This is a genomic window from Mycobacterium sp. SMC-8 (genome assembly GCF_025263565.1).
Taxonomy (GTDB): domain Bacteria; phylum Actinomycetota; class Actinomycetes; order Mycobacteriales; family Mycobacteriaceae; genus Mycobacterium.
In genome coordinates this window covers 6,360,718-6,380,365 of sequence record NZ_CP079865.1, presented here as the reverse complement: position 1 = coordinate 6,380,365, position 19,648 = coordinate 6,360,718, and the positions used below count along the sequence as shown (strand labels likewise).

General features: G+C 68.9%; 20 protein-coding genes and 1 pseudogene. 11 read left to right on the top strand and 10 right to left on the bottom strand.

Going from position 1 to position 19,648, the window contains the following annotated elements:
- Positions 1-34: 34 nt before the first annotated feature.
- From fadD6 to KXD97_RS30565, 6 genes are all read left to right on the top strand, one after another.
- Positions 35-1,840: a long-chain-acyl-CoA synthetase FadD6 gene (fadD6, locus tag KXD97_RS30590; protein ID WP_260754739.1), complete on the top strand. Its 1,806-nt coding sequence runs from the start codon at positions 35-37 to the stop codon at positions 1,838-1,840.
- 110 nt (positions 1,841-1,950) lie between these two features.
- Positions 1,951-2,775, top strand: coding sequence for a dihydropteroate synthase (folP, locus tag KXD97_RS30585; RefSeq protein ID WP_260758235.1), 825 nt, complete (start codon positions 1,951-1,953; stop codon positions 2,773-2,775).
- A complete protein-coding gene (locus KXD97_RS30580; RefSeq protein ID WP_260754738.1) occupies positions 2,772-3,731 on the top strand; it encodes a glucosyl-3-phosphoglycerate synthase in 960 nt (319 codons plus the stop codon). Before folP ends, KXD97_RS30580 begins: the two co-directional genes overlap by 4 nt.
- Positions 3,732-3,797: 66 nt before the next feature.
- Positions 3,798-4,160 carry a DivIVA domain-containing protein gene (locus KXD97_RS30575; RefSeq protein ID WP_260754737.1) on the top strand — a complete coding sequence of 121 codons (363 nt, stop codon included), beginning with the start codon at positions 3,798-3,800 and terminating at the stop codon, positions 4,158-4,160.
- Positions 4,157-4,771, top strand: coding sequence for a DNA-3-methyladenine glycosylase I (locus tag KXD97_RS30570; RefSeq protein WP_313901333.1), 615 nt, complete (start codon positions 4,157-4,159; stop codon positions 4,769-4,771). The genes KXD97_RS30575 and KXD97_RS30570 overlap by 4 nt, the downstream gene beginning before the upstream one ends.
- A 380-nt stretch (positions 4,772-5,151) precedes the next feature.
- A complete protein-coding gene (locus tag KXD97_RS30565; RefSeq protein ID WP_003931055.1) occupies positions 5,152-5,319 on the top strand; it encodes a DUF3117 domain-containing protein in 168 nt (55 codons plus the stop codon).
- Positions 5,320-5,332: 13 nt separating this feature from the next.
- Here KXD97_RS30565 and glgA read toward each other — a convergent pair whose 3' ends face one another.
- Entirely contained in the window at positions 5,333-6,496 is a 1,164-nt protein-coding gene (gene glgA, locus KXD97_RS30560; protein ID WP_260754736.1) for a glycogen synthase, read from the bottom strand.
- Positions 6,497-6,656: 160 nt separating this feature from the next.
- Here glgA and glgC point away from each other — a divergent pair, with 160 nt between their 5' ends.
- Positions 6,657-7,871, top strand: a complete 1,215-nt coding sequence (glgC, locus tag KXD97_RS30555) for a glucose-1-phosphate adenylyltransferase (protein ID WP_260754735.1) — start codon at positions 6,657-6,659, stop codon at positions 7,869-7,871.
- A 7-nt stretch (positions 7,872-7,878) separates the two neighbouring features.
- Here the strand turns inward: glgC and KXD97_RS30550 are convergent.
- The 7 genes and pseudogenes from KXD97_RS30550 to KXD97_RS30520 form a co-directional block, all read right to left on the bottom strand.
- A pseudogene (locus KXD97_RS30550) lies at positions 7,879-8,360 on the bottom strand (MSMEG_6728 family protein).
- 28 nt (positions 8,361-8,388) lie between these two features.
- Positions 8,389-8,970 (bottom strand): DUF4126 domain-containing protein, encoded by a 582-nt coding sequence (locus KXD97_RS30545; RefSeq protein ID WP_260754734.1) that lies wholly within the window; start codon positions 8,968-8,970, stop codon positions 8,389-8,391.
- Positions 8,971-8,974: 4 nt separating this feature from the next.
- Positions 8,975-9,325, bottom strand: a complete 351-nt coding sequence (locus KXD97_RS30540) for a hypothetical protein (protein WP_260754733.1) — start codon at positions 9,323-9,325, stop codon at positions 8,975-8,977.
- A gap of 63 nt (positions 9,326-9,388) precedes the next feature.
- The gene (locus tag KXD97_RS30535; protein ID WP_260754732.1) at positions 9,389-11,014 is read right to left on the bottom strand and encodes an ABC transporter permease; all 1,626 of its coding nucleotides are present in this window, start codon (positions 11,012-11,014) and stop codon (positions 9,389-9,391) included.
- Positions 11,011-11,916, bottom strand: a complete 906-nt coding sequence (locus KXD97_RS30530; RefSeq protein ID WP_260754731.1) for an ABC transporter ATP-binding protein — start codon at positions 11,914-11,916, stop codon at positions 11,011-11,013. Before KXD97_RS30530 ends, KXD97_RS30535 begins: the two co-directional genes overlap by 4 nt.
- A complete protein-coding gene (locus KXD97_RS30525; protein ID WP_260754730.1) occupies positions 11,909-12,565 on the bottom strand; it encodes a TetR/AcrR family transcriptional regulator in 657 nt (218 codons plus the stop codon). Before KXD97_RS30525 ends, KXD97_RS30530 begins: the two co-directional genes overlap by 8 nt.
- Positions 12,566-12,727: 162 nt before the next feature.
- A complete protein-coding gene (locus tag KXD97_RS30520; RefSeq protein WP_260754729.1) occupies positions 12,728-13,408 on the bottom strand; it encodes an O-methyltransferase in 681 nt (226 codons plus the stop codon).
- A gap of 178 nt (positions 13,409-13,586) precedes the next feature.
- Between KXD97_RS30520 and sigE the strand changes: the two genes are divergently transcribed.
- The 4 genes from sigE (at position 13,587) to tatB (ending at position 16,956) form a co-directional block, all read left to right on the top strand.
- Positions 13,587-14,396: an RNA polymerase sigma factor SigE gene (gene sigE / locus KXD97_RS30515; RefSeq protein WP_260754728.1), complete on the top strand. Its 810-nt coding sequence runs from the start codon at positions 13,587-13,589 to the stop codon at positions 14,394-14,396.
- Positions 14,397-14,486: 90 nt separating this feature from the next.
- Complete coding sequence (gene rseA / locus KXD97_RS30510) at positions 14,487-14,885, top strand: anti-sigma E factor RseA (RefSeq protein ID WP_260754727.1); 399 nt, start codon at positions 14,487-14,489, stop codon at positions 14,883-14,885.
- Positions 14,886-14,972: 87 nt separating this feature from the next.
- Positions 14,973-16,463: a S1C family serine protease gene (locus KXD97_RS30505; RefSeq protein WP_260754726.1), complete on the top strand. Its 1,491-nt coding sequence runs from the start codon at positions 14,973-14,975 to the stop codon at positions 16,461-16,463.
- Positions 16,464-16,467: 4 nt separating this feature from the next.
- Positions 16,468-16,956, top strand: a complete 489-nt coding sequence (gene tatB, locus KXD97_RS30500) for a Sec-independent protein translocase protein TatB (protein WP_260754725.1) — start codon at positions 16,468-16,470, stop codon at positions 16,954-16,956.
- A 97-nt stretch (positions 16,957-17,053) separates the two neighbouring features.
- Here tatB and KXD97_RS30495 read toward each other — a convergent pair whose 3' ends face one another.
- Together KXD97_RS30495 and KXD97_RS30490 are read right to left on the bottom strand one after the other, a co-directional pair.
- Positions 17,054-18,181 (bottom strand): Mrp/NBP35 family ATP-binding protein, encoded by a 1,128-nt coding sequence (locus KXD97_RS30495; RefSeq protein ID WP_260754724.1) that lies wholly within the window; start codon positions 18,179-18,181, stop codon positions 17,054-17,056.
- A gap of 57 nt (positions 18,182-18,238) precedes the next feature.
- Positions 18,239-19,582, bottom strand: a complete 1,344-nt coding sequence (locus KXD97_RS30490) for a lytic transglycosylase domain-containing protein (RefSeq protein ID WP_396884619.1) — start codon at positions 19,580-19,582, stop codon at positions 18,239-18,241.
- Positions 19,583-19,648: the final 66 nt, after the last annotated feature.

Sequence of the window (19,648 nt, the reverse complement as noted above, 5' to 3'; positions counted from 1 at the left end):
CCCACACATCGACGACGGAGGAAGAGCAGCAACTATGACGAACAGGTCGGGGACCCGGAGCAGCGTGGGGCTGCTCGACATCGCCAAGCAGGTACCAGGTCTGCTCATGGACACGCCGACCATCGTGCGTGGCGTCGTGACCGGGTTCGGGGCCCGCCCCAGTGCCAAGACGTCGATCGGCAAGGTCTTCCAGGACCGCGCCGCCCAGAACGCCAACAACGTGTTCCTGAGATTCGAAGACCGCGAGATCACCTACGGCGAGGCCAACGAGACCGTCAACCGGTACGCCGCCGTGCTGGCGGCGCGCGGGGTCGGCCACGGCGACGTCGTCGGCATCATGATGCGAAACTCGCCGGAGCCGGTGCTGCTGATGTTGGCCGCGGTCAAATGCGGTGCGATCTCCGGGATGCTCAACTACCACCAGCGCGACGAGGTGCTCAAGCACAGCCTGGGCCTGCTGTCGGCCTCGGTGGTCGTCGCCGAGACCGACTTCATCGAGCACATCACCGAATCCGGTGCCGACACCGACGGGGTGATCACTCTCGACGAGCTCAAGAAGCTGGCCGAGACCGCGCCGACCACCAACCCCGCCACCACCTCTGCCGTGCTGGCCAAGGACAAGGCGTTCTACATCTTCACCTCCGGCACCACCGGCATGCCGAAGGCCAGCGTGATGACGCACTACCGCTGGCTGCGCGCGCTGGCCGGCTTCGGCGGGCTCGGCATGCGCCTCAACAGCAACGACACGCTGTACTGCTGCCTGCCGCTCTACCACAACAACGCGTTGACGGTCGCACTGTCATCGGTGCTCAACTCCGGAGCGACGCTGGCGCTGGGCAAGTCGTTCTCGGCGTCGAAGTTCTGGGACGACGTGATCCGCTACGACGCCACCGCCTTCGTCTATATCGGCGAGATCTGCACCTATCTGCTCAACCAGCCCGAAAAGCCCACCGACCGCCAGCACAAAGTGCGGGTCATCTGCGGAAACGGTCTGCGGCCCGCCATCTGGGACGCGTTCACCGAGCGCTTCGGCATCAAGCGGGTCTGTGAGTTCTACGCCGCCAGCGAGGGCAACACCGCGTTCGTCAACGTCCTCAACATCGACAAGACCACCGGGATCTGCCCGTCCCCGATCGCGTTCGTCGAGTACGACGAGCACACCGGCGAACCGGTGCGTGGCGAGGACGGCCGGGTGCGCAAGGTCAAGAAGGGTGAACCCGGCCTGCTGCTGTCGAAGGTGAGCAACTTCCAGCCGTTCGACGGCTACACCGACGAGAAGGAGTCGGAGAAGAAGCTCGTCCGTGACGCGTTCAAGGAAGGCGACGTGTGGTTCAACACCGGCGACCTGATGCGCGCACAGGGCCTCGGGCATGCGGCGTTCACCGACCGGCTCGGTGACACGTTCCGCTGGAAGGGCGAGAACGTGGCCACGACCGAAGTGGAGGCGGCGGTGGCCACGCACCATCAGGTCGAGGAGTGCACCGTCTTCGGCGTCGAGGTGCCCGACACCGGCGGCCGGGCCGGGATGGTCGCGATCCAGCTCAAGGAGGGCCACGAGTTCGACGGCAAGGCGCTGGCCAAGACGGTGTACGAGAAGCTTCCCGGCTACGCGGTGCCGCTGTTCGTGCGAGTGGTGGAGGAGCTGGCGCACACCTCGACCTTCAAGAGCCAGAAGGGCGACCTGCGCAAGGAGGGCTACGGCGGCTCCAGCGGCGAGGGCGACGACGACGACGTCAAGGTCGACGATCCGCTGTACGTGCTGTCCGGCCGCGAGGAAGGCTACGTCGAGTTCTACGAGGAGTACCTGACCGAGGTGAAGGAGGGCAAGAAGCCCAAGTAGCCCGCGAGGGGTGATCACGCTGGAAAAGCGGGTCGGCGCGCGAAACGTAGCCTGAAGGCGTGCAGTCGACGTTTCTGGGACACCCCGTGGCCGGGGATCGCGCGCTGATCATGGCGATCGTCAACCGCACGCCGGACTCGTTCTACGACCGCGGCGCGACGTTCACCGATGAAGCCGCCAAGGAAGCCGCCCACCGCGTGGTCGCCGACGGCGCCGACATCGTCGACGTCGGCGGGGTCAAGGCGGGTCCCGGCGCGACGGTGGACGTCGACGAGGAGATCGCCCGCGTCGTGCCGTTCATCGAGTGGCTGCGGGCCGAGTTCCCCGACCAGGTGATCAGTGTCGACACCTGGCGCGCCGAGGTCGCCAAGCAGGCGTGCGCGGCCGGCGCGGACCTGATCAACGACACCTGGGGCGGGGCGGACCCCGCGCTGGCCGGCGTGGCCGCCGAGTTCGGCGCCGGATTGGTCTGCTCACACACCGGCGGCGCCGTGCCGCGGACCCGTCCGTTCCGGGTGAACTACGGCCTGACCGAGCGGGGAGTCGTCGACGACGTCATCGCCGAGGTGACGGCGGCGGCCGAACGGGCGGTCGCGCTCGGGGTGCGCCGGGACCGGATCGTCATCGATCCGACCCACGATTTCGGCAAGAACACTTACCACGGTCTTAGTTTGTTGCGTCATGTGAAAGACCTTGTAAACACTGGATGGCCGGTCCTGATGGCCCTGAGTAACAAGGATTTCGTCGGGGAAACTCTGGGTGTGGGTTTGACCGAACGCCTTGAGGGCACCCTGGCGGCCACCGCTCTCGCGGCGGCCGACGGGGCGCGGCTCTTTCGGGTGCACGAGGTCGGACCCACACGTCGGGTACTTGAGATGGTTGCGTCGATCAAGGGCGCCCGTCAGCCGAAACGCACGGTGAGGGGACTGGCATGACTGTGTTGTCTGATCGCGTCAACGATCTGGAAACGTTCGGTGTCGCCGACCATCGCTGGCTCAGCGAGCGCAGCTGGTGTCGGCCGAGCTGGACGGTGGCCGAACTGGAGGCCGCCAAGAAGGGCCGCACCGTGTCGGTGGTGCTGCCCGCGCTCAACGAGGAAGAGACGGTCGCCGGCGTCGTCGAGACCATCACCCCGCTGCTGGGCGGGCTGGTCGACGAGCTGATCGTGCTCGACTCCGGGTCCACCGACGACACCGAGATCCGGGCCGTCGCCGCCGGGGCCCGGGTGGTCGGCCGCGAGGTTGCCCTGCCCGAGGTCGCCCCGCAGCCCGGCAAGGGCGAGGTGCTGTGGCGGTCGCTGGCCGCGACGACGGGTGACATCATCGCCTTCGTCGACTCCGACCTGCTCGACCCCGATCCGATGTTCGTGCCCAAGCTGCTGGGCCCGCTACTCACCGCCGACGGCGTGCACCTGGTCAAAGGGTTCTACCGGCGCCCGCTGAAGGTCAGCGGGCGCGAGGACGCCAACGGCGGCGGCAGGGTCACCGAACTGGTGGCGCGCCCGCTGCTGGCCGCGCTACGCCCCGAGTTGATGTGCCTGTACCAGCCTCTGGGCGGGGAGTACGCCGGAACCCGGGAGCTGCTCACGGCGGTACCGTTCGCGCCCGGCTACGGCGTCGAGATCGGGTTGCTGGTCGACACCTACGACCGGCTGGGTCTGGACGGAATCGCCCAGGTCAATCTCGGCGTGCGGACACACCGCAACCGGCCGCTGACCGAGCTCGCGTCGATGAGCCGGCAGGTGATCGCCACGCTGCTGTCCCGGTGCGGGATCCCGGACTCCGGGGTTGGGCTCACCCAGTTCTTCGCCGACGGCGAGGACTACGCCCCGCGCACGTCGACGGTCTCGCTGACCGACCGGCCGCCGATGATCACGCTGCGCCCGCGGTAGCACTTCCCGCCGATGGCCGGGGCGTCCTGACCGGTCGATGTCGGCGCCATCCGGCAGTATCGAGGGGTGACTCTCGTTCTGCTGTACCTCGTCGTGCTGGTGCTCGTCGGGATCGTCCTGTTCGCCATCGGCAGTGTGCTGTTCGGTCGCGGCGAGACGCTGCCGCCGCTGCCGCAGGCCACCACCGCCACGGTGCTGCCCGCATCGGGCGTCACCGGTGCCGATGTGGACGCCGTGAAGTTCAGCCAGGCGCTGCGCGGCTACAAAACCAGCGAAGTCGACTGGGTGCTGGATCGACTGGCCCGTGAGCTCGACATGCTCCGCGGCGAGCTCACCACGTTGCGCGCCGCCCACGGTCTTGACGAGGCCGCCCACGGTCCCGAAGACGACCACGCGGTGTCGTCGCAGCGCGCCCGGGATGACGCGTGACCTCCGCGGCCGCCGATCCGCTGATCAGGTGCGGGTGGATCGACCGGTCACGGCTGTCGCCGGCCGATTATGAGCTGTATCGCGACTACCACGACACCGAGTGGGGTCGTCCCCTGCGCGACTCGGCGGCACTGTTCGAACGGGTCAGCCTCGAAGCGTTCCAGAGCGGGTTGTCCTGGCTGATCATCCTGCGCAAGCGGGACAACTTCCGCGCCGCCTTCGACGGGTTCGACGTCGAGCGGATCGCCCGCTACTCCGACCGGGACGTCGAGCGGTTGATGGCCGATCCCGGCATCGTGCGCAACCGTGCCAAGATCGACGCCACCATCGCCAACGCGCGAGTGGCCGCGGATATGGCCGACGCCGGCGAGGACCTCGGCGAGCTGCTGTGGTCCTTCGCGCCGGCCGACCGGGGGGCGCGGGCCCGGCCGGCGAGCATGTCCGAGATCGCCGCCGTCACCCCGGAATCGAAGGCGATGGCCAAAGAACTTAAGAAACGGGGGTTCCGGTTCGTCGGGCCGACGACGGCGTACGCGCTGATGCAGGCCACCGGGATGGTGGACGACCATGTCGACAACTGCTGGGTACCGCGCATCGGCGAAGGGCAGTGACCGTCGTGTCCGGGCAGCGGGAAGCCGTGGCGCGCGCACCGCGGTTGTGGTGGCGGCCATCCGCGTCAGGGAGTCAGCGCGCGAGGACCGCCTGTTCACCGACCCGTTCGGCGGTAGCACGCTCCCGCCGCGCCCGCAGATGTGCCGGGGGCGCCGCGCGGCTACTTGCTCAGGGCGGTCAAGAAGGACCGGGCCGGGGCACGATCCCCCTCATCACGGCAGCTATAGCCGGGTCTTCGCACACGAGCAGCCTCGGATAGGGAACAATAGAGCCCTGTAGCAGTTCAGAGCCGGGTGCTATCAGAGCACGTCGAAGGTGCGGGCCCGGCTCACGGACAGACCGGGCCCTGACGGGCACGCCCATGTGGAGGGAGCACTCGATGGCGGCGATGAAGCCCCGGACCGGAGACGGTCCACTGGAAGCAACCAAGGAGGGGCGAGGCATCGTGATGCGAGTACCACTGGAAGGCGGTGGCCGGCTCGTCGTGGAGCTCACTCCCGAAGAGGCCGCCGCGCTGGGCGACGAACTCAAGGGCGTGACAAGCTAGCCCGCTGTGTCCGCTAGACGGAGACCCTGCGGTAGATCTGCAGGGTCTCCTCGGCGATACGCGCCCAGGAGAACTCCTCGATGCACCGTTGGCGACCGGCGACCCCGTAGCGCCGCGCGCGGTCCGGGTCGTTGACCAGGGAGTTGACCGCTTCGGCCAGGCCGCGTTCGAACGACGCGGTGTCGTCGGGGTCGTAGTGCACGAGCAGGCCCGTCTTTTCGTGCGCCACCACCTCGGGAATCCCTCCGACGTCGGACGCCACCACCGCCGTCGCGCACGCCATCGCCTCGAGGTTGACGATGCCGAGCGGCTCGTAGACCGAGGGGCAGACGAACACGGTTGCCGCCGACAGGATTTCGCGAATCTTGGGGGTCGGCAGCATCTCCCGCACCCAGAACACCCCGGTGCGGGCGCGGGACAGTTCCTGCACCGCCGACGCGACCTCCTCGGCGATCTCCGGGGTGTCCGGAGCGCCCGCACACAGCACCAACTGCACGTCCGGCTCGAAGCGGTGCGCTGCCGCCACCAGATGCGCCACTCCCTTTTGCCGGGTGATCCTGCCGACGAACGCAACGATCGGCCGTTGCAGGTCGACACCGAGTTCAGCAAGCACCGATTCGTCGGGGTCTGGCTCGGCGGGATACCAGACCTCGGTGTCGATACCGTTACGCACCACGTGCACCCGGTCCGGGTCCAGCGCCGGATAGGTGCGTAGCACGTCCTGCCGCATCCCTGAACTGACCGCGATGACCGCGTCGGCGGCCTCCACTGCGGTCTTCTCCACCCACAACGAGATGCGGTAGCCGCCGCCGAGCTGCTCGGCTTTCCACGGCCGCATCGGTTCCAGAGAGTGCGCGGTGAGCACGTGCGGGACGTCGTAGAGCAGCGCGGCCAGGTGCCCGGCCATCCCGGTGTACCAGGTGTGCGAGTGCACGATGGTGGCCGCCGACGCGGCGTTGACCATGTTCAGGTCAGCCGACAGCGTGGCCAGCGCCGGGTTGGCTCCGGACAGCGCGGGATCGGGCTGCGCCACCGTGACCCCGGCCCGCGAAGCGCCCATACAGTGCACATCGACCTCGCACAGGTGGCGTAACTGGGCCACCAGTTCCGTGACGTGGACACCAGCACCGCCGTATACCTCGGGCGGATACTCCCGAGTCATCATCGCCACCCGCATCCTGTGACCGTATCCAACTTCGGAACCGGCCGCGCCGCATACCCAATTGTCTTGACGGACAGCCCGAGAAGCCGTCCGGGGCGGTATGCCGGCGCCACGCCCGGCGTGGCAATGACGGGAATGGGTGGCCGCGGTCTCCACGTGCGGATAGGTTGGCAGCATGAGGGAAGCGCCACATGTGTTGGGCATCGTCCTCGCCGGCGGAGAAGGCAAGCGTCTCTACCCGTTGACAGCCGATCGCGCCAAGCCCGCCGTCCCGTTCGGGGGCGGCTACCGGCTCATCGATTTCGTGCTCTCCAACCTCGTCAACGCCCGCTACTTGCGGATCTGCGTGCTGACTCAGTACAAGTCACATTCGCTGGACCGTCACATCTCGCAGAACTGGCGGCTGTCCGGGCTCGCCGGTGAATACATCACCCCGGTTCCGGCCCAGCAGCGGCTCGGCCCGCGCTGGTACACCGGTTCGGCGGATGCGATCTATCAGTCGATGAACCTGATCTACGACGAGGATCCGGACTACATCGTGATCTTCGGCGCCGACCACGTCTATCGGATGGACCCCGAGCAGATGGTCCAGCAGCACATCGAGAGCGGTGCGGGTGCCACCGTCGCGGGCATCCGGGTGCCGCGGGCCGAGGCCAGCGCGTTCGGCTGCATCGACGCCGACGACTCGGGGCGCATCCGCGGGTTCATCGAGAAGCCGGCCGATCCGCCGGGCACCCCCGACGATCCCGAGCAGACCTTCGTGTCGATGGGCAACTACATCTTCACCACCAAGGTGCTCATCGACGCGATCCGGGCGGACGCCGAGGACGACGACTCCGACCACGACATGGGCGGCGACATCATCCCCCTGCTGGTCGCCGACGGGATGGCCGCGGTGTACGACTTCAACGACAACGAGGTGCCCGGCGCCACCGAGCGCGATCACGGATACTGGCGCGACGTCGGAACCCTCGATGCGTTCTACGACGCGCACATGGACCTGGTGTCGGTGCATCCGGTGTTCAACCTCTACAACAAGCGCTGGCCGATCCGGGGCGGCGCCGAGAACCTCGCACCGGCGAAGTTCGTCAACGGCGGGTCCGCGCAGGAATCCGTGGTCGGCGCCGGCAGCATCATTTCGGCTGCGTCCGTGCGTAATTCGGTGCTGTCGTCCAATGTCGTCATCGACGACGGCGCGATCGTCGAAGGCAGCGTGCTGCACCCCGGGGTGCGCATCGGACGGGGAGCTGTCGTGCGCCACGCGATCCTGGACAAGAACGTGGTGGTCGGCCCAGGGGAGATGGTCGGGGTGGACCTCGACAAGGACCGCGAACGGTTCTCGATCAGCGCCGGCGGAGTGGTCGCGGTCGGTAAGGGCGTCTGGATCTGACCGCCGGTCAACCGGCCGGGACGCGGCGGGCGCGGTCGGACGCCGGCCACACGTAGGGCAGGTCGTCGGGCACGTCGGGGAACAGTGGCCGGTAGTGCGCCCAATCCTTGCGCACCAGCGCCGACCGATGGCTGAGGTGAAACGCGTCGTCCCCGAGCCAGGGCGGAAGCTCGCGAGCGGCGGCGAGTTCGTCGTACGGGCGGATCTGCGAGAGCCCCGTCCCGGCGGTGAGGTCACTGACCAGTGTCGCCGCGCATGTGTCACCGCGCCCCGATGCAGACCACACGGCGCACATCTGGAGCCCGTACCGGACCAGGGCCTCCTCGTAACCGGCCCACATCGCGGCGGCGGGATGGTGACGCCAGCCGTAGCCGCGACCGTCAGCGCCCGCAGAATCTGGATGGTCTCCACTCGCTGTTTGCCCAGCCGGCGGGCGTCCAGTACACGGGCCGAGTCGGCGAAGCCCGGATACGGCAGGAACGTCTGCATGGCGACGGGGTACCCAGTGGCGCGCGGTTCAGGTGGCGCGCGGGGAGCGACGGCGCCGGATCAACCGCACGGCGGCCCACGCCAGCGCGACGGTGATCACCAGGACGAGGATGGGGACCAGGATCGCGACGAAGGCCAGCCCGATGCTGATCACGTCCTCGGTGGTGCTCAGCACGGGTGCAGCGACCCCGCCCGTCGCGACGTTGGCCGCGGGCCGCACCGTCGACTTGGTCAGCGACACCGCCAAGGCCACCACTGCTCCGACCGCGACCGGGATCCACTGACCGGATTGGGCGAACGCTCCCGGGTCGGTGACCGCCGTCGTCTGGGCCGCGGTGCCGGAACCGAACACGATGCCGCCCGCGGTGGGACGGACGAACGTCTGCACGGTGTCGTTGACGGTGTCGAGCGCGGGCACCTTGTCGGCGACGATCTCGACGGCCAGCAGCACCGCGACGATCGTCATCACCCAGCCGTTCTCCAGCCAGGCCCAGCCCGCGGGCAGCGTGACCAGGTCGGTGAACCGCGCAAGCAGCCCGAGCGCGAGCAGCGGGATGTAGGCGTTCAGTCCCGCCGCCGTGGCCAGGCCGAACCCGGTGAGCAGCTCCATCCGATCAGTATGCGGCGATCGCCACATCCCGGGGACCAGCCGGTAACGCACCCGCTGGGGTCTCCTCGTCGAGGATGCGTGCCACCACCAGCCCGTACAGGCCGGTCGACGCCAGCGGCGGACCGGCTTGCACCCGCACGGTCACGGCCGCGTAGTGGTTCTGCACGATCACCAGCGCAGCCGCCCCCAGCCCGGCGGCCACCATGACGTTGCTGACGACAACCAGCCACACCGGCACCGACGACCAGCCGAACCGGTGATCCAGCGCCGACATCGCGAAGGTCACAGCGACAAGCGCCGTCGTCGCGGTGATGATGACCCGCTGGGCGGGCCGGGTCTCCGCGGCGAAGAACACCGCACCGACACCCTCGACGCGAGCGCTTGTGCGATCAGCTCCACGGTCGGCCTCCCGCCGATTTCAGACCGCGTCGCGGTTCCGGTACAGTCCGGCTGCGATCACCGCCAAAGCCGCTCCCACGCAGCACATCACGATCCAAGCGAGGGTGGGAACCTCGTTCGGGTAGGTGGTGTGGCCCACCGGCGAGAGGTCGAGCAGCCAGTCGGGCAGCCGCAGCAGTGCGCCGAGGTACAACGCGGCCACGACGAAAGTCACGGCCAGCCAGGCGGTCCAGGCCTGACGGAGCGCGACCGACAGCGCGGCGACGCCGGCCAGCACCGCCAGGGCCGGCACGAACGCCAGCCCGGCCACGGTGAGCCTGAGCACCGTGACGGGCTCACCGAGGGTCAGTCCGGCGCCGAGGCCGTTGCCCATGCCTGCGAAGAACATCAACACCGTCGCGCCGAGCACCGCCGAGGCCACCGCGCTCAACAACCACCGCTCTCGCGAAACCGCTCCTGCCAGAACCGCTTCGCCCAGACCGGACTGCTCGTCGCCGTACACGCGCAACACCGCGGACACCACGTAGGCGGCCGCAGCGGCGGCGAGGAACTGCGACATCGTCGTGTAGACCCCGTCCACTCCCTGGTCCGAGACGATCGCGGCGATCAGCTCGTTGTCCCGGGCGGCATCCAGCAGCGAGTCCGTCATCGAACCGAAGGCCAAGCCCGCGGCGAACAGGCCGACCGACCATCCGATCGTCTGACCGCGCTGCAAACGCAGGTGCAGCGCGAGCAGGCCCCGTACCGGCCGGGCGCCGGGGCGTTCACTCCTCGACGCGATCGTGCCTTCGTCGTACTGGCGGCGCGCCTCCAGCCCCGCCGCCGCGGCGATCAGGATCAGCGCCAGCAGTAGCAGCGGAATCAACGGCCACCAACGCAACTCGACGAAGGCCCGCATCTGCTGGGCCCACGCGATGGGCGAGACCCAGCTCAGAGGGCTGCCCGCCGGGTCGATGACATCGCCCACGCCGCGGATGAGCGCGGCCGCGGCGAGGACGGCCATGGCGGCTCCCGTTGCGGCCCGCGCCGACCGCCACATCTGCGCGGTGACTGCGGCGACGGCGCCGAACAGTGTGGCGACCGCGGTGACCCCGAGACACATTGCGGCGGAGTTCACCACGTCGAAGCCGTTGGCGGCCGTGGCCGCGGTCATCGTCGCGGCGAGAACGACGTTGACGGCCGCCACCACCGCCAGTGCCGCGGTGGTGCGCGCGTAGCGGCCGACGGCCGAGGACAGCACCAGTTCTGCTGTGCCGCTTTCCTCCTCGGCCCGGGTATGCCGAATTACCGTGAGCACGGCCAGGATCGACGTGGCAATGATCAGTGTGAGCATCAGTTCGTTGGCCACCATCGCACCGAGCTCGGTCTCTTTGACACCGAACATCGGCCCGCCCAGCATCATCCCGGCGGGGGTCTTCAGCAGGTCCACCCTGGCCTGGCGCTGAATCTCCTCAGGGTAGGCCAGCTCGATGGTGCCGGGGGAGTAGGCCATCATCGCGGTCAGGGCCACGATCCACACGGACAACCGGATGCGGTCACGCCGCAGCGCGAGGCCGACCAGCCGGGCGGTGCCCGTCCACGGTGAGCTCGACGTCCCGGAGGCGTGCCGTGGACCTCCGAAGCGCAACTCGACGGCGGTGCTCATCGCCCGGCCCCCTGATACTCGCGGAGGAACAGGTCCTCCAGCGAGGTCGGTGCGACGGTCAGCTCGTCGATGCCGAGGCTGCTGAGATCGGCCATGGCGCGGTCGAGATCACCACGGTCGACCGAGAACCGCAGATCCCCGTCGTCGGTGCGCAGGTCGTGGATATAGGGCGCACGTTCCAGTCGGCTGCGGTCCCCCCGGGTGCGTGCGGTGACGGTGGTGCGCATCAGATATCGCAGGTCTGCCAGTGCTCCGGACCGCACGGTCCGCCCGGCGCGCACGATGGTCACTGTGTCACAGAGCTTCTCGACCTCGGCCAGGATGTGGCTGGACAGCAGGACCGCTGCGCCCTGGCCGGCGACCTCGCGCACGCACTGCTGAAAAGCCTGTTCCATCAGCGGGTCCAGGCCCGAGGTCGGCTCATCCAGCACGAACAGTTCACTGCGGGTGCTGAACGCAGCGATGATCGCGACCTTCTGACGGTTGCCCTTGGAGTACGTGCGGGCCTTCTTGTGCGGGTCGAGTTCGAAGCGTTCGATGAGTTCGTCACGACGCGCCCGGTCCACGGTGTCCGCACCCCGCAGCCCGGCCAGGAAGTCGATGGCCTGCATCCCGGTCAGGTTGGGCCACAGAGTGACATCGCCAGGCACATAGGCGATCCGGCGATGCAAAGCGACCGCGTCGTGCCACGGATCACCGCCCAGCAGCGAGACCGTGCCGCCGTCGGCCCGCAGCAGCCCGAGCAGCACCCGGATGGTGGTGGACTTGCCGGAGCCGTTGGGGCCGAGGAATCCGGCGACGGTGCCGGGAGCGACGGTGAGGTCGAGTCCGTCCAGAGCCTTGGTGCGGCCGAAGGACTTTCGCAATCCCTGGATGTCTACGGCCGGTGTGCGGTCAGTCATCGTGCGCTCCTTCGGTGAATCCGATGCCTCGCTGCCGTTGAGCGAGGAACGCGTCGTACATGATGGAGTCGGCCATCAGACCGTTGGTGTAGAGCTCCAGGGCGGGCAGCACCATGTCCTCGCTGTAGTCGCGCAGCACCGCCCGCAGGTCTGTCGGGTCGTCGTGTAACTGCAGGTAGAGCAGGAAGCCGCCGCCGGCGGCCATCGCCAGGAATCGCGCCCTGCCCAACGGATCCGCGCTCGGCTTGACGGTGCCGGCCCGCACCCCCTCCTCGATGTACTGCTCGGCATTGTCGATCATGGTGCGCCAGAACGCTTTTGCCAGATCGCCACCGGACTGCATGCTGCGTACCAGGTAGGCCATCAGCGGGGCGTACTCCTCGATCTCGGCCATCTGGGCTAACCACGTCGCCGGATCGGAGGACTGGATCGTCTCGGTCTTGCTGGCCCGCACGGTCTCGGTGACGAAGTCGTCGCACGCCTTGCGCAGGCCCTCCTTGGAGCCGAAGTGATGGATCACCAGGCCGGGGCTGACACCTGCGGCCGCCGCGATCGCCCGCACGCTCACCCCGAAGCCATCGCGGCCGAAAAGGTCGACCGCGGCGTCGCGGATCCGCGCCACCGCGGTCAGATCATCTGCTGAACGCATGTTCAGTACATTAAACGCTCGTTCAGTAGGCGGTCAAGGATCAGACCCGTCAAGGATTCGTCAAGAAGCGCCGGAATAGCCGTTCCTGGTCACTCATACCGGAGGCCTGAGTGCAGCCGGCAACGCTATTCCGCGGGGGCGGGGAGTGGAAAGGGAAAAGCCTTAGTCCCGGGCAGCCACGAGCAGGCCGTCGCCGAGCGGGATGAGCACCGGCGTCAGCCGGTCGTCCTCGGCGATCAAACGGGCCGCCTCGCGCACCGCGGCGACCTCGCTGTCCTTGGCCGAGGCGTCACCGGCCCGGCCGCCGAGCGCGGAGCGGTGCACGACGATCGCGCCGCCGGGGCGCAGCAGTCGCACGCCTTCGGTGACGAAGTGGGGCTGGTCGGCCGGTGTGGCGTCGATGAACACCAGGTCGTAGGACTCGTCGGCCAGCCGGGTCAGCACCTCCTGGGCGCGGCCGCTGATCAGCCTGGTCCGGCCCGGGCCCACCCCTGCCTCGGTGAACGCCTGCTTGGCGATGCGCTGGTGCTCGGGTTCGACGTCGATGGTGGTGAGCACGCCGTCCTCGCGCATGCCCGAGAGCAACCACAGGCCGCTCACGCCGGCGCCGGTGCCGACCTCGACGACCGCGCGCGCTCCGGTCAGCTTCGCGAGCACACACAGCAGCGCGCCGACGGCGGGGGTCACCGCGCCGGCGCCGATGTCGACTGCGCGCTCACGGGCCGCGGCGACGATGTCGTCCTCAGAGATCGAGTGTTCGGCGTGGTTGACGATCGCTTCCGCCCGACGGGCCCGCGCGGTGGAATCGCCGGACTCGGCGCCGGGCTCGTCGGTGCTGGCCATGCCCGCAGCGTAGAGCCAAGTCCGCGTGGTCCGCGTGTGCGACACGCCCGGCCCGCGACGCCGGGAGCGTCTGTCGGGCAGGTCGGTTTCCGCTGGTCGAAAACGGGTAGCGATGTTTCTCAGGAAAAGTTCAGTTTGCTCATATGCCCGCCACACCAGCACAGGAGACGGTGATCGCATGACAGACGGCGCATTCAGCGCACGCACCGACTCCTCGCGTGCCGGGAACAAGGTCCCGGCACGTGTTGTTGTCGACAACGAGCAGCCGTCAACCGGGGGCCGCTCTCCGCACGACCTGGAGGTTCCGACGACCATCACACACGGCCCTGTCTCCGCTCCTGTGGCCGCTCCGGTGACCATGGCGCATCTGGAGCAGTTCACCGATGCCGAGTGGGTGGAACCGGCCGATGAGTTGACCGGCACGGCGGTGTTCGACGCCACCGGCGACAAGACCGCGATGCCGAGCTGGGATGAACTCGTCCGCCAGCACGCCGACCGGGTGTACCGCCTGGCCTACCGGCTCTCCGGCAACCAGCACGACGCCGAGGACCTGACCCAGGAGACGTTCATCCGCGTCTTCCGTTCGGTGCAGAACTATCAGCCGGGCACGTTCGAGGGCTGGCTGCACAGAATCACCACCAACCTGTTCCTCGACATGGTGCGCCGCCGCGGCCGGATCCGGATGGAGGCGCTGCCCGAGGACTACGACCGGGTGCCCGCCGACGAGCCCAACCCCGAGCAGATCTACCACGACTCCCGGCTGGGGCCGGACCTGCAGGCCGCACTCGACTCGTTGGCTCCGGAGTTCCGCGCCGCCGTTGTCCTGTGCGACATCGAGGGGCTGTCCTACGAGGAGATCGGCGCGACGCTCGGTGTCAAACTGGGCACCGTCCGCAGTCGTATCCACCGGGGCCGGCAGGCTCTGCGCGAGTATCTGGCCCGGCACGCCGAGGCCGGCGCCGCACAGGACGCCGCCAGGTCTGCCTGACATTCGGGCGATGCCGCCCAGCGCGCCGCGCTACATTCGAGGGCATAGTCGGCAGCACGCCCCACACGACGCCGAGCGGAGAGGAGTCAGGTGGTATTCGATCCTGGACATGCGTTCCGCCGGGCGTTCTCCTGGCTTCCGACTCAGCTCGCCTCGCAGACCGGTGATCCGGTTGGCCCACGCCAGTTCGGTTCGACAGAGCATCTGTCGATCGAGGCGATCGCGGCGTTCGTCGACGGCGAGCTGCGCATGTCGGCGCACCTGAGAGCCGCTCACCACCTGTCGTTGTGCCAGGAGTGCGCGCTGGAGGTCGATGCGCAGCGGCAGGCGCGCGAGGCGTTGCGCGAGTCACGCCCGGTCGCGATCCCGAGTGATCTGCTGGGTCTGCTGTCCCAGATTCCCCACCGCACTCCGGTCGAGAGGCCGCAGCCGGTGGAGCACCCGCAGTTGGCTGACGGCACCCAGCGTTCCCGCCGTAAGCGCCGGTAGGGTAGAAGCGAAAAATCGACCGCGATCGCTGACACGTCGCCGCGGGCGTCGGAAGGCTGCAGCGGGGTACGAAAGGGCGATGTACGGGTGACCAATCTGGACCAGACCGGTCGGGAACGCCTCGAGCCGCGGCCGGTGTCGCGTCCGCCGGTCGATCCGGCGGCTCAGCGTGCATTCGGCAGGCCCGCCGGGGTGAACGGTTCGTTCCTCGGCGCTGACAAGCATCGTGATCAGGGTGAGTACACTCCCACGGATCAGGCGCCGGATCCGGTGCTGGCCGAGGCTTTCGGCCGCCCCCACCCCGGCGGGGATTCGTTGCAGCGTCATCCCACCGACGCCGGCGCGCTGGAGGCCGAACGGGACGGCGATGACGACGGCGTCGACGATCCCTGGCGTAATCCGGGGGCGCCGGTGGCGCTGGGCACCCCGGCGCTGCCCCCGACCGGGTCCGCGCAGGCCACCGCCCCGATGGGCAAGCTCGGCGTGCGGGACGTGCTGTTCGGCGGCAAGGTGTCCTACACCGCGCTCGTCGTGCTCGGCATCGCGGCGCTGCTCATCGGTGTGGCCGGCGGCTGGGTGGGACGCACCACCGCCGAGGTGGTCTCGGCGTTCACCACGTCGAAGGTCACGCTGGAGACCAGCAGTTCCGGCGAGGGCGAGCCCGAGGGGCAGTTCGCCGAAGTAGCTGCGGCGGTGGCTGATTCGGTGGTGACGATCGAGGCGACCAGCGACCGAGAGGGATCGCAGGGTTCCGGCGTCGTCATCGACGGGCGCGGATACATCGTCACCAACAACCACGTGATCTCCGAGGCCGCCACCAACCCCAGCGAGTTCAAGATGTCGGTGGTGTTCAACGACGGCTCCGAGGTGCCCGCGAACCTGGTGGGTCGCGACCCGAAGACCGATCTGGCGGTGCTCAAGGTCGACAACGTCGACAACCTGTCGGTGGCCCGGATGGGTGACTCCGAGAAGTTGCGCGTCGGCGAAGAGGTGATCGCCGCGGGCGCCCCGCTAGGACTGAGGAGCACTGTCACGCACGGCATCATCAGCGCGCTGCATCGACCGGTCCCGCTGTCGGGTGACGGCTCGGACACCGACACGGTCATCGACGGCGTGCAGACCGACGCGTCGATCAACCACGGCAACTCCGGCGGTCCGCTGATCAACATGCGGTCTGAGGTCATCGGCATCAACACCGCAGGCAAGTCGCTGTCCGACAGCGCCAGCGGCCTGGGGTTCGCGATCCCTGTCAACGAGGTCAAGCAGGTCGTCGAGACGCTGATCAAGAACGGCAAGATCGCCCATCCCACACTCGGGCTGACCGCACGGTCGGTCAGCAACGACGTGGCCAAGGGGGCGCAGATCGCCGATGTCTCCCCGAACAGCCCGGCCGAGCGCGCGGGCATCCTGGAGAACGACGTGGTCGTCAAGGTCGGTGACCGCAAGGTCGCCGACGCCGACGAGTTCATCGTTGCGGTGCGTCAGCTCAAGATCGGCGAACCGGCACCCATCGAGGTACTCCGGGAGGGGCGCCCGGTCACGCTGACGGTGACGCCCAACGGCGACGACAGCACGTAGAGCCATGTTCGCGAACGTAGGCTGGGGCGAGATGCTGGTCCTGGTGATCGCCGGTCTGGTGATCCTCGGGCCGGAACGGCTGCCCGGCGCCATCCGCTGGACCGCGGACGCGGTGCGTCAGGTGCGTGACTATGTCACCGGTGCGACCACGCAGCTGCGTCAGGAACTGGGCTCGGACTTCGACGACCTGCGGGAGCCGTTGTCGGAGTTGCAGAAGCTGCGCGGCATGACGCCGCGCGCGGCGTTGACCAAGCATCTTCTCGACGGCGACGACTCGATCCTCACCGGCAAATTCGACCAGAACGGCAGGCCGACCGGCCCGCCGGAGAAGCCCCAGTCGGGCCCCGGTCCCGCGGCCGCGGCCCACGATGTCCGCGAGCCCGGCGCTCAGCCGTCATCAGGTGCGCCGACGCCAGGTGCGGCGACCCCGGGCGCGCCGTCTTCGGGTGGGACGGAGTCGCTTGCGACGCCGTTCGATCCCGACGCGACCTGATCGCCGCTGCGGAAACCTGGGCGAAACCGCGTTCCACGCGGTCCGGCCGCCCCGAAGGCCGCGTGGAATGCGGTTTCGGCGAACGGGGCCGGGGCGGCTAGCGGCCGGCGGGATCCAGTCCCAGCGACATCCCGGCCAGTCCACGCTTGCGGCTGGACAGTGCGTCGGCGATCTTGCGCAGTTCCTGACCGGCGGCGGAGTCGGGTGCGCTGAGAACCAGCGGCACGCCCGAGTCGCCGGCGGTCACCAGCGCCGGATCCAACGGCACTTGGCCCAGCAGCGGCACGTCGGCGCCGACGGCGCGGGACAGGCTCTCCGCGACGTGGCGGCCGCCACCCTCGCCGAACATCTTGATGACGGGGCCGTCGACCATGTTCTCCACCACGCCGGCGATGCGCTGACGGGTCTGCAGCGCGATCGCGCCGGCCCGTTCGGCCACCTCGGCGGCGGCCAGCTGCGGGGTGGTGACCACCAGGATCTCGGCGCCGGGGATCAGCTGAGCGACCGAGATCGCGATGTCTCCGGTGCCTGGAGGCAGATCGAGCAGCAGGACGTCCAGGTCGCCCCAGTAGACGTCGGCGAGGAACTGCTGCAGCGCGCGGTGCAGCATCGGTCCGCGCCACACCACGGGGGTGTTGCCCTGGGTGAACATCGCGATCGAGATGACCCGCACGTCATGGGAGACGGGTGGCAGGATCATCGAGTCGACCTGGGTGGGCCGATCGGTGGTGCCCATCATCCGAGGCACGGAATGCCCGTAGATGTCGGCGTCGAGCAGCCCGACCGACAACCCACGGGCGGCCATCGCGGCAGCCAGATTCACAGTGACACTGGACTTTCCGACACCGCCCTTACCGGACGCGACCGCGTAGACCCGGGTCAGCGATCCAGGTTGGGCGAATGGGATCACGGGTTCGCGGGAGTCACCGCGCAGTTGCCTGCGCAGTTCAGCCCGCTGCTCGTCGTTCATCACGTCGAGAGTGACCTTCACCGCGCCGGTGCCGGGGACGTCGCGCACCGCGCGGGTGACGCGGTCCGAGATCTCGGTCTTCTTCGGGCACGCCGCGGTGGTCAGGTAGATCTCGACGTGAACCGAGGAGTCGGGGTCGACCGTGACGTTCTTGACCATGCCCACTTCGGTGATCGGCCGCCGGAGTTCGGGGTCGATCACCTTGGCCAGCGCGGAACGGACCGCCGCTTCCAGGTCAGTCGGTGTAGATGTCATCACCGGCGAGTCTAGGCGCCGGACGGCCGGGCCCCCGAATGCGGGCGCCGGCGGTGCTCAGCCCACCGGGCCGGGCGCGGGTCCGGGTGCCGGACCGGGTGCCGGACCAGGCGCGGTCGGCATGTCGGGCACGGCGGCGGCCGGCGGCGCCGCCGGAGCGGGCGGCAGGCCGAACGGAGCCGCGGGCGCCGGGGCGGGTGCGGGGGGCGCCGCGGGCGGGAGGTCTTTGATGCAGAACACCGCGCACTCGGGCGCTCGCTGCTGTTGCTGCTGAATCCACGGCGGCACCCATGCCGGCGGCGGTGGGGCCACCGGTTCGGGCAACGCCTGCGGCGCCGGTCCGGGCAGCGGGCCGAGGCTTTGGCCCGGCACGAAGCCCGGCACGTTCTGGTTGATCTGGCTGGCCACATCGGTGCGGCTCATCAGGGGGATCAATGCCAGCGGATCGTTGGCGGGCAGGCCGGTCGCGTTGAGCGGAAGGCCCGGGCCGATGCCCTCTCGCCGGTCGAGGTGGCTGTTGGTGGTGGCCGCGGTGCTCAGCTCGGGAACCTCACCGGTGATCGGCGGTAGGTCGACCGGAACGACGCCGGTCGCGTATGCCGCGGCCCAGCTCAGCACGTTCTGGGCGTAGGCCATCGAGTTGTTGTAGCGCAGGATCGCGGCGATGACGTCGGGCTGATTGCGCAGGTTCATGTTGCCGCTGCACAGGTAGCGGGCCGCGGCCAGTGAGGCGTCGTACAGATTCTGGACGTCGGCCTTACCGTCGCCGTCACCATCGGAGGCATACCGTGACCACGTTCCGGGCAGGAACTGCATCGGCCCCATGGCCCGGGCGTAGATCACGCGATCGGCCGACCGGCTCTGCACGATGACCTCGTTGCCGGGCAGTGTGCCGTCCAGCGCGGGCCCGTAAATCGGCCGCACCGCGGTGCCGCGGGCGTCGGTGGCGCCGCCGTAGGCGTGCATCGACTCGATGCGCCCGATGCCGGCCAGCAAGTTCCAGCTCAGCCCGCAGCCGGGGTAGGCCGCCGCCATCATGGTCTCGGCGTTGCGGTAGGCGGCCAGCGCCGTCGACGGAATGCGAAGTGTGCCAGGCGAAGTGACGACCAGTGGCGGCGGGGGAGCCGACGAGCTGTTGGCCACGGTGCGCAACGGGGCCGGGGTCTTGGTGACAGCGACGACCGACGGGCCGGAACGGTCCGGTGCCGACGGGGCGACCGCGGCCAGTGGCATCACCGCCGAGTCGCGGCCGGGCTGGGTCGCCTGGGGAGCAGACGCGCCGACGGCTCCGGCGAGCACCAGTGGTGTGAGTACCGCGGCGACGCCGAATGCCGGCATCCGGACGAACTGCCCCGCGCGCCGCCGGGCCGCTGTGAGGGCCGGTCCTCCCCCTATGTGCACTCGACCGTCCTAGCTGTCAGATCACCTGTGAATCAAGTCACCATACCTATTGGGCAACGTTGGTGT

Excerpts from the sequence above, each read along its gene's own strand:
- fadD6 (WP_260754739.1), top strand. The coding sequence starts at position 35 with ATGACGAACAGGTCGGGGACCCGGAGCAGCGTGGGGCTGCTCGACATC.
- folP (WP_260758235.1), top strand. The coding sequence starts at position 1,951 with ATGGCGATCGTCAACCGCACGCCGGACTCGTTCTACGACCGCGGCGCG.
- KXD97_RS30580 (WP_260754738.1), top strand. The coding sequence starts at position 2,772 with ATGACTGTGTTGTCTGATCGCGTCAACGATCTGGAAACGTTCGGTGTC.
- KXD97_RS30565 (WP_003931055.1), top strand. The coding sequence starts at position 5,152 with ATGGCGGCGATGAAGCCCCGGACCGGAGACGGTCCACTGGAAGCAACC.
- glgA (WP_260754736.1), bottom strand. The coding sequence starts at position 6,496 with ATGCGGGTGGCGATGATGACTCGGGAGTATCCGCCCGAGGTATACGGC.
- glgC (WP_260754735.1), top strand. The coding sequence starts at position 6,657 with ATGAGGGAAGCGCCACATGTGTTGGGCATCGTCCTCGCCGGCGGAGAA.
- KXD97_RS30545 (WP_260754734.1), bottom strand. The coding sequence starts at position 8,970 with ATGGAGCTGCTCACCGGGTTCGGCCTGGCCACGGCGGCGGGACTGAAC.
- KXD97_RS30535 (WP_260754732.1), bottom strand. The coding sequence starts at position 11,014 with ATGAGCACCGCCGTCGAGTTGCGCTTCGGAGGTCCACGGCACGCCTCC.
- KXD97_RS30530 (WP_260754731.1), bottom strand. The coding sequence starts at position 11,916 with ATGACTGACCGCACACCGGCCGTAGACATCCAGGGATTGCGAAAGTCC.
- KXD97_RS30525 (WP_260754730.1), bottom strand. The coding sequence starts at position 12,565 with ATGCGTTCAGCAGATGATCTGACCGCGGTGGCGCGGATCCGCGACGCC.
- KXD97_RS30520 (WP_260754729.1), bottom strand. The coding sequence starts at position 13,408 with ATGGCCAGCACCGACGAGCCCGGCGCCGAGTCCGGCGATTCCACCGCG.
- sigE (WP_260754728.1), top strand. The coding sequence starts at position 13,587 with ATGACAGACGGCGCATTCAGCGCACGCACCGACTCCTCGCGTGCCGGG.
- tatB (WP_260754725.1), top strand. The coding sequence starts at position 16,468 with ATGTTCGCGAACGTAGGCTGGGGCGAGATGCTGGTCCTGGTGATCGCC.
- KXD97_RS30495 (WP_260754724.1), bottom strand. The coding sequence starts at position 18,181 with ATGACATCTACACCGACTGACCTGGAAGCGGCGGTCCGTTCCGCGCTG.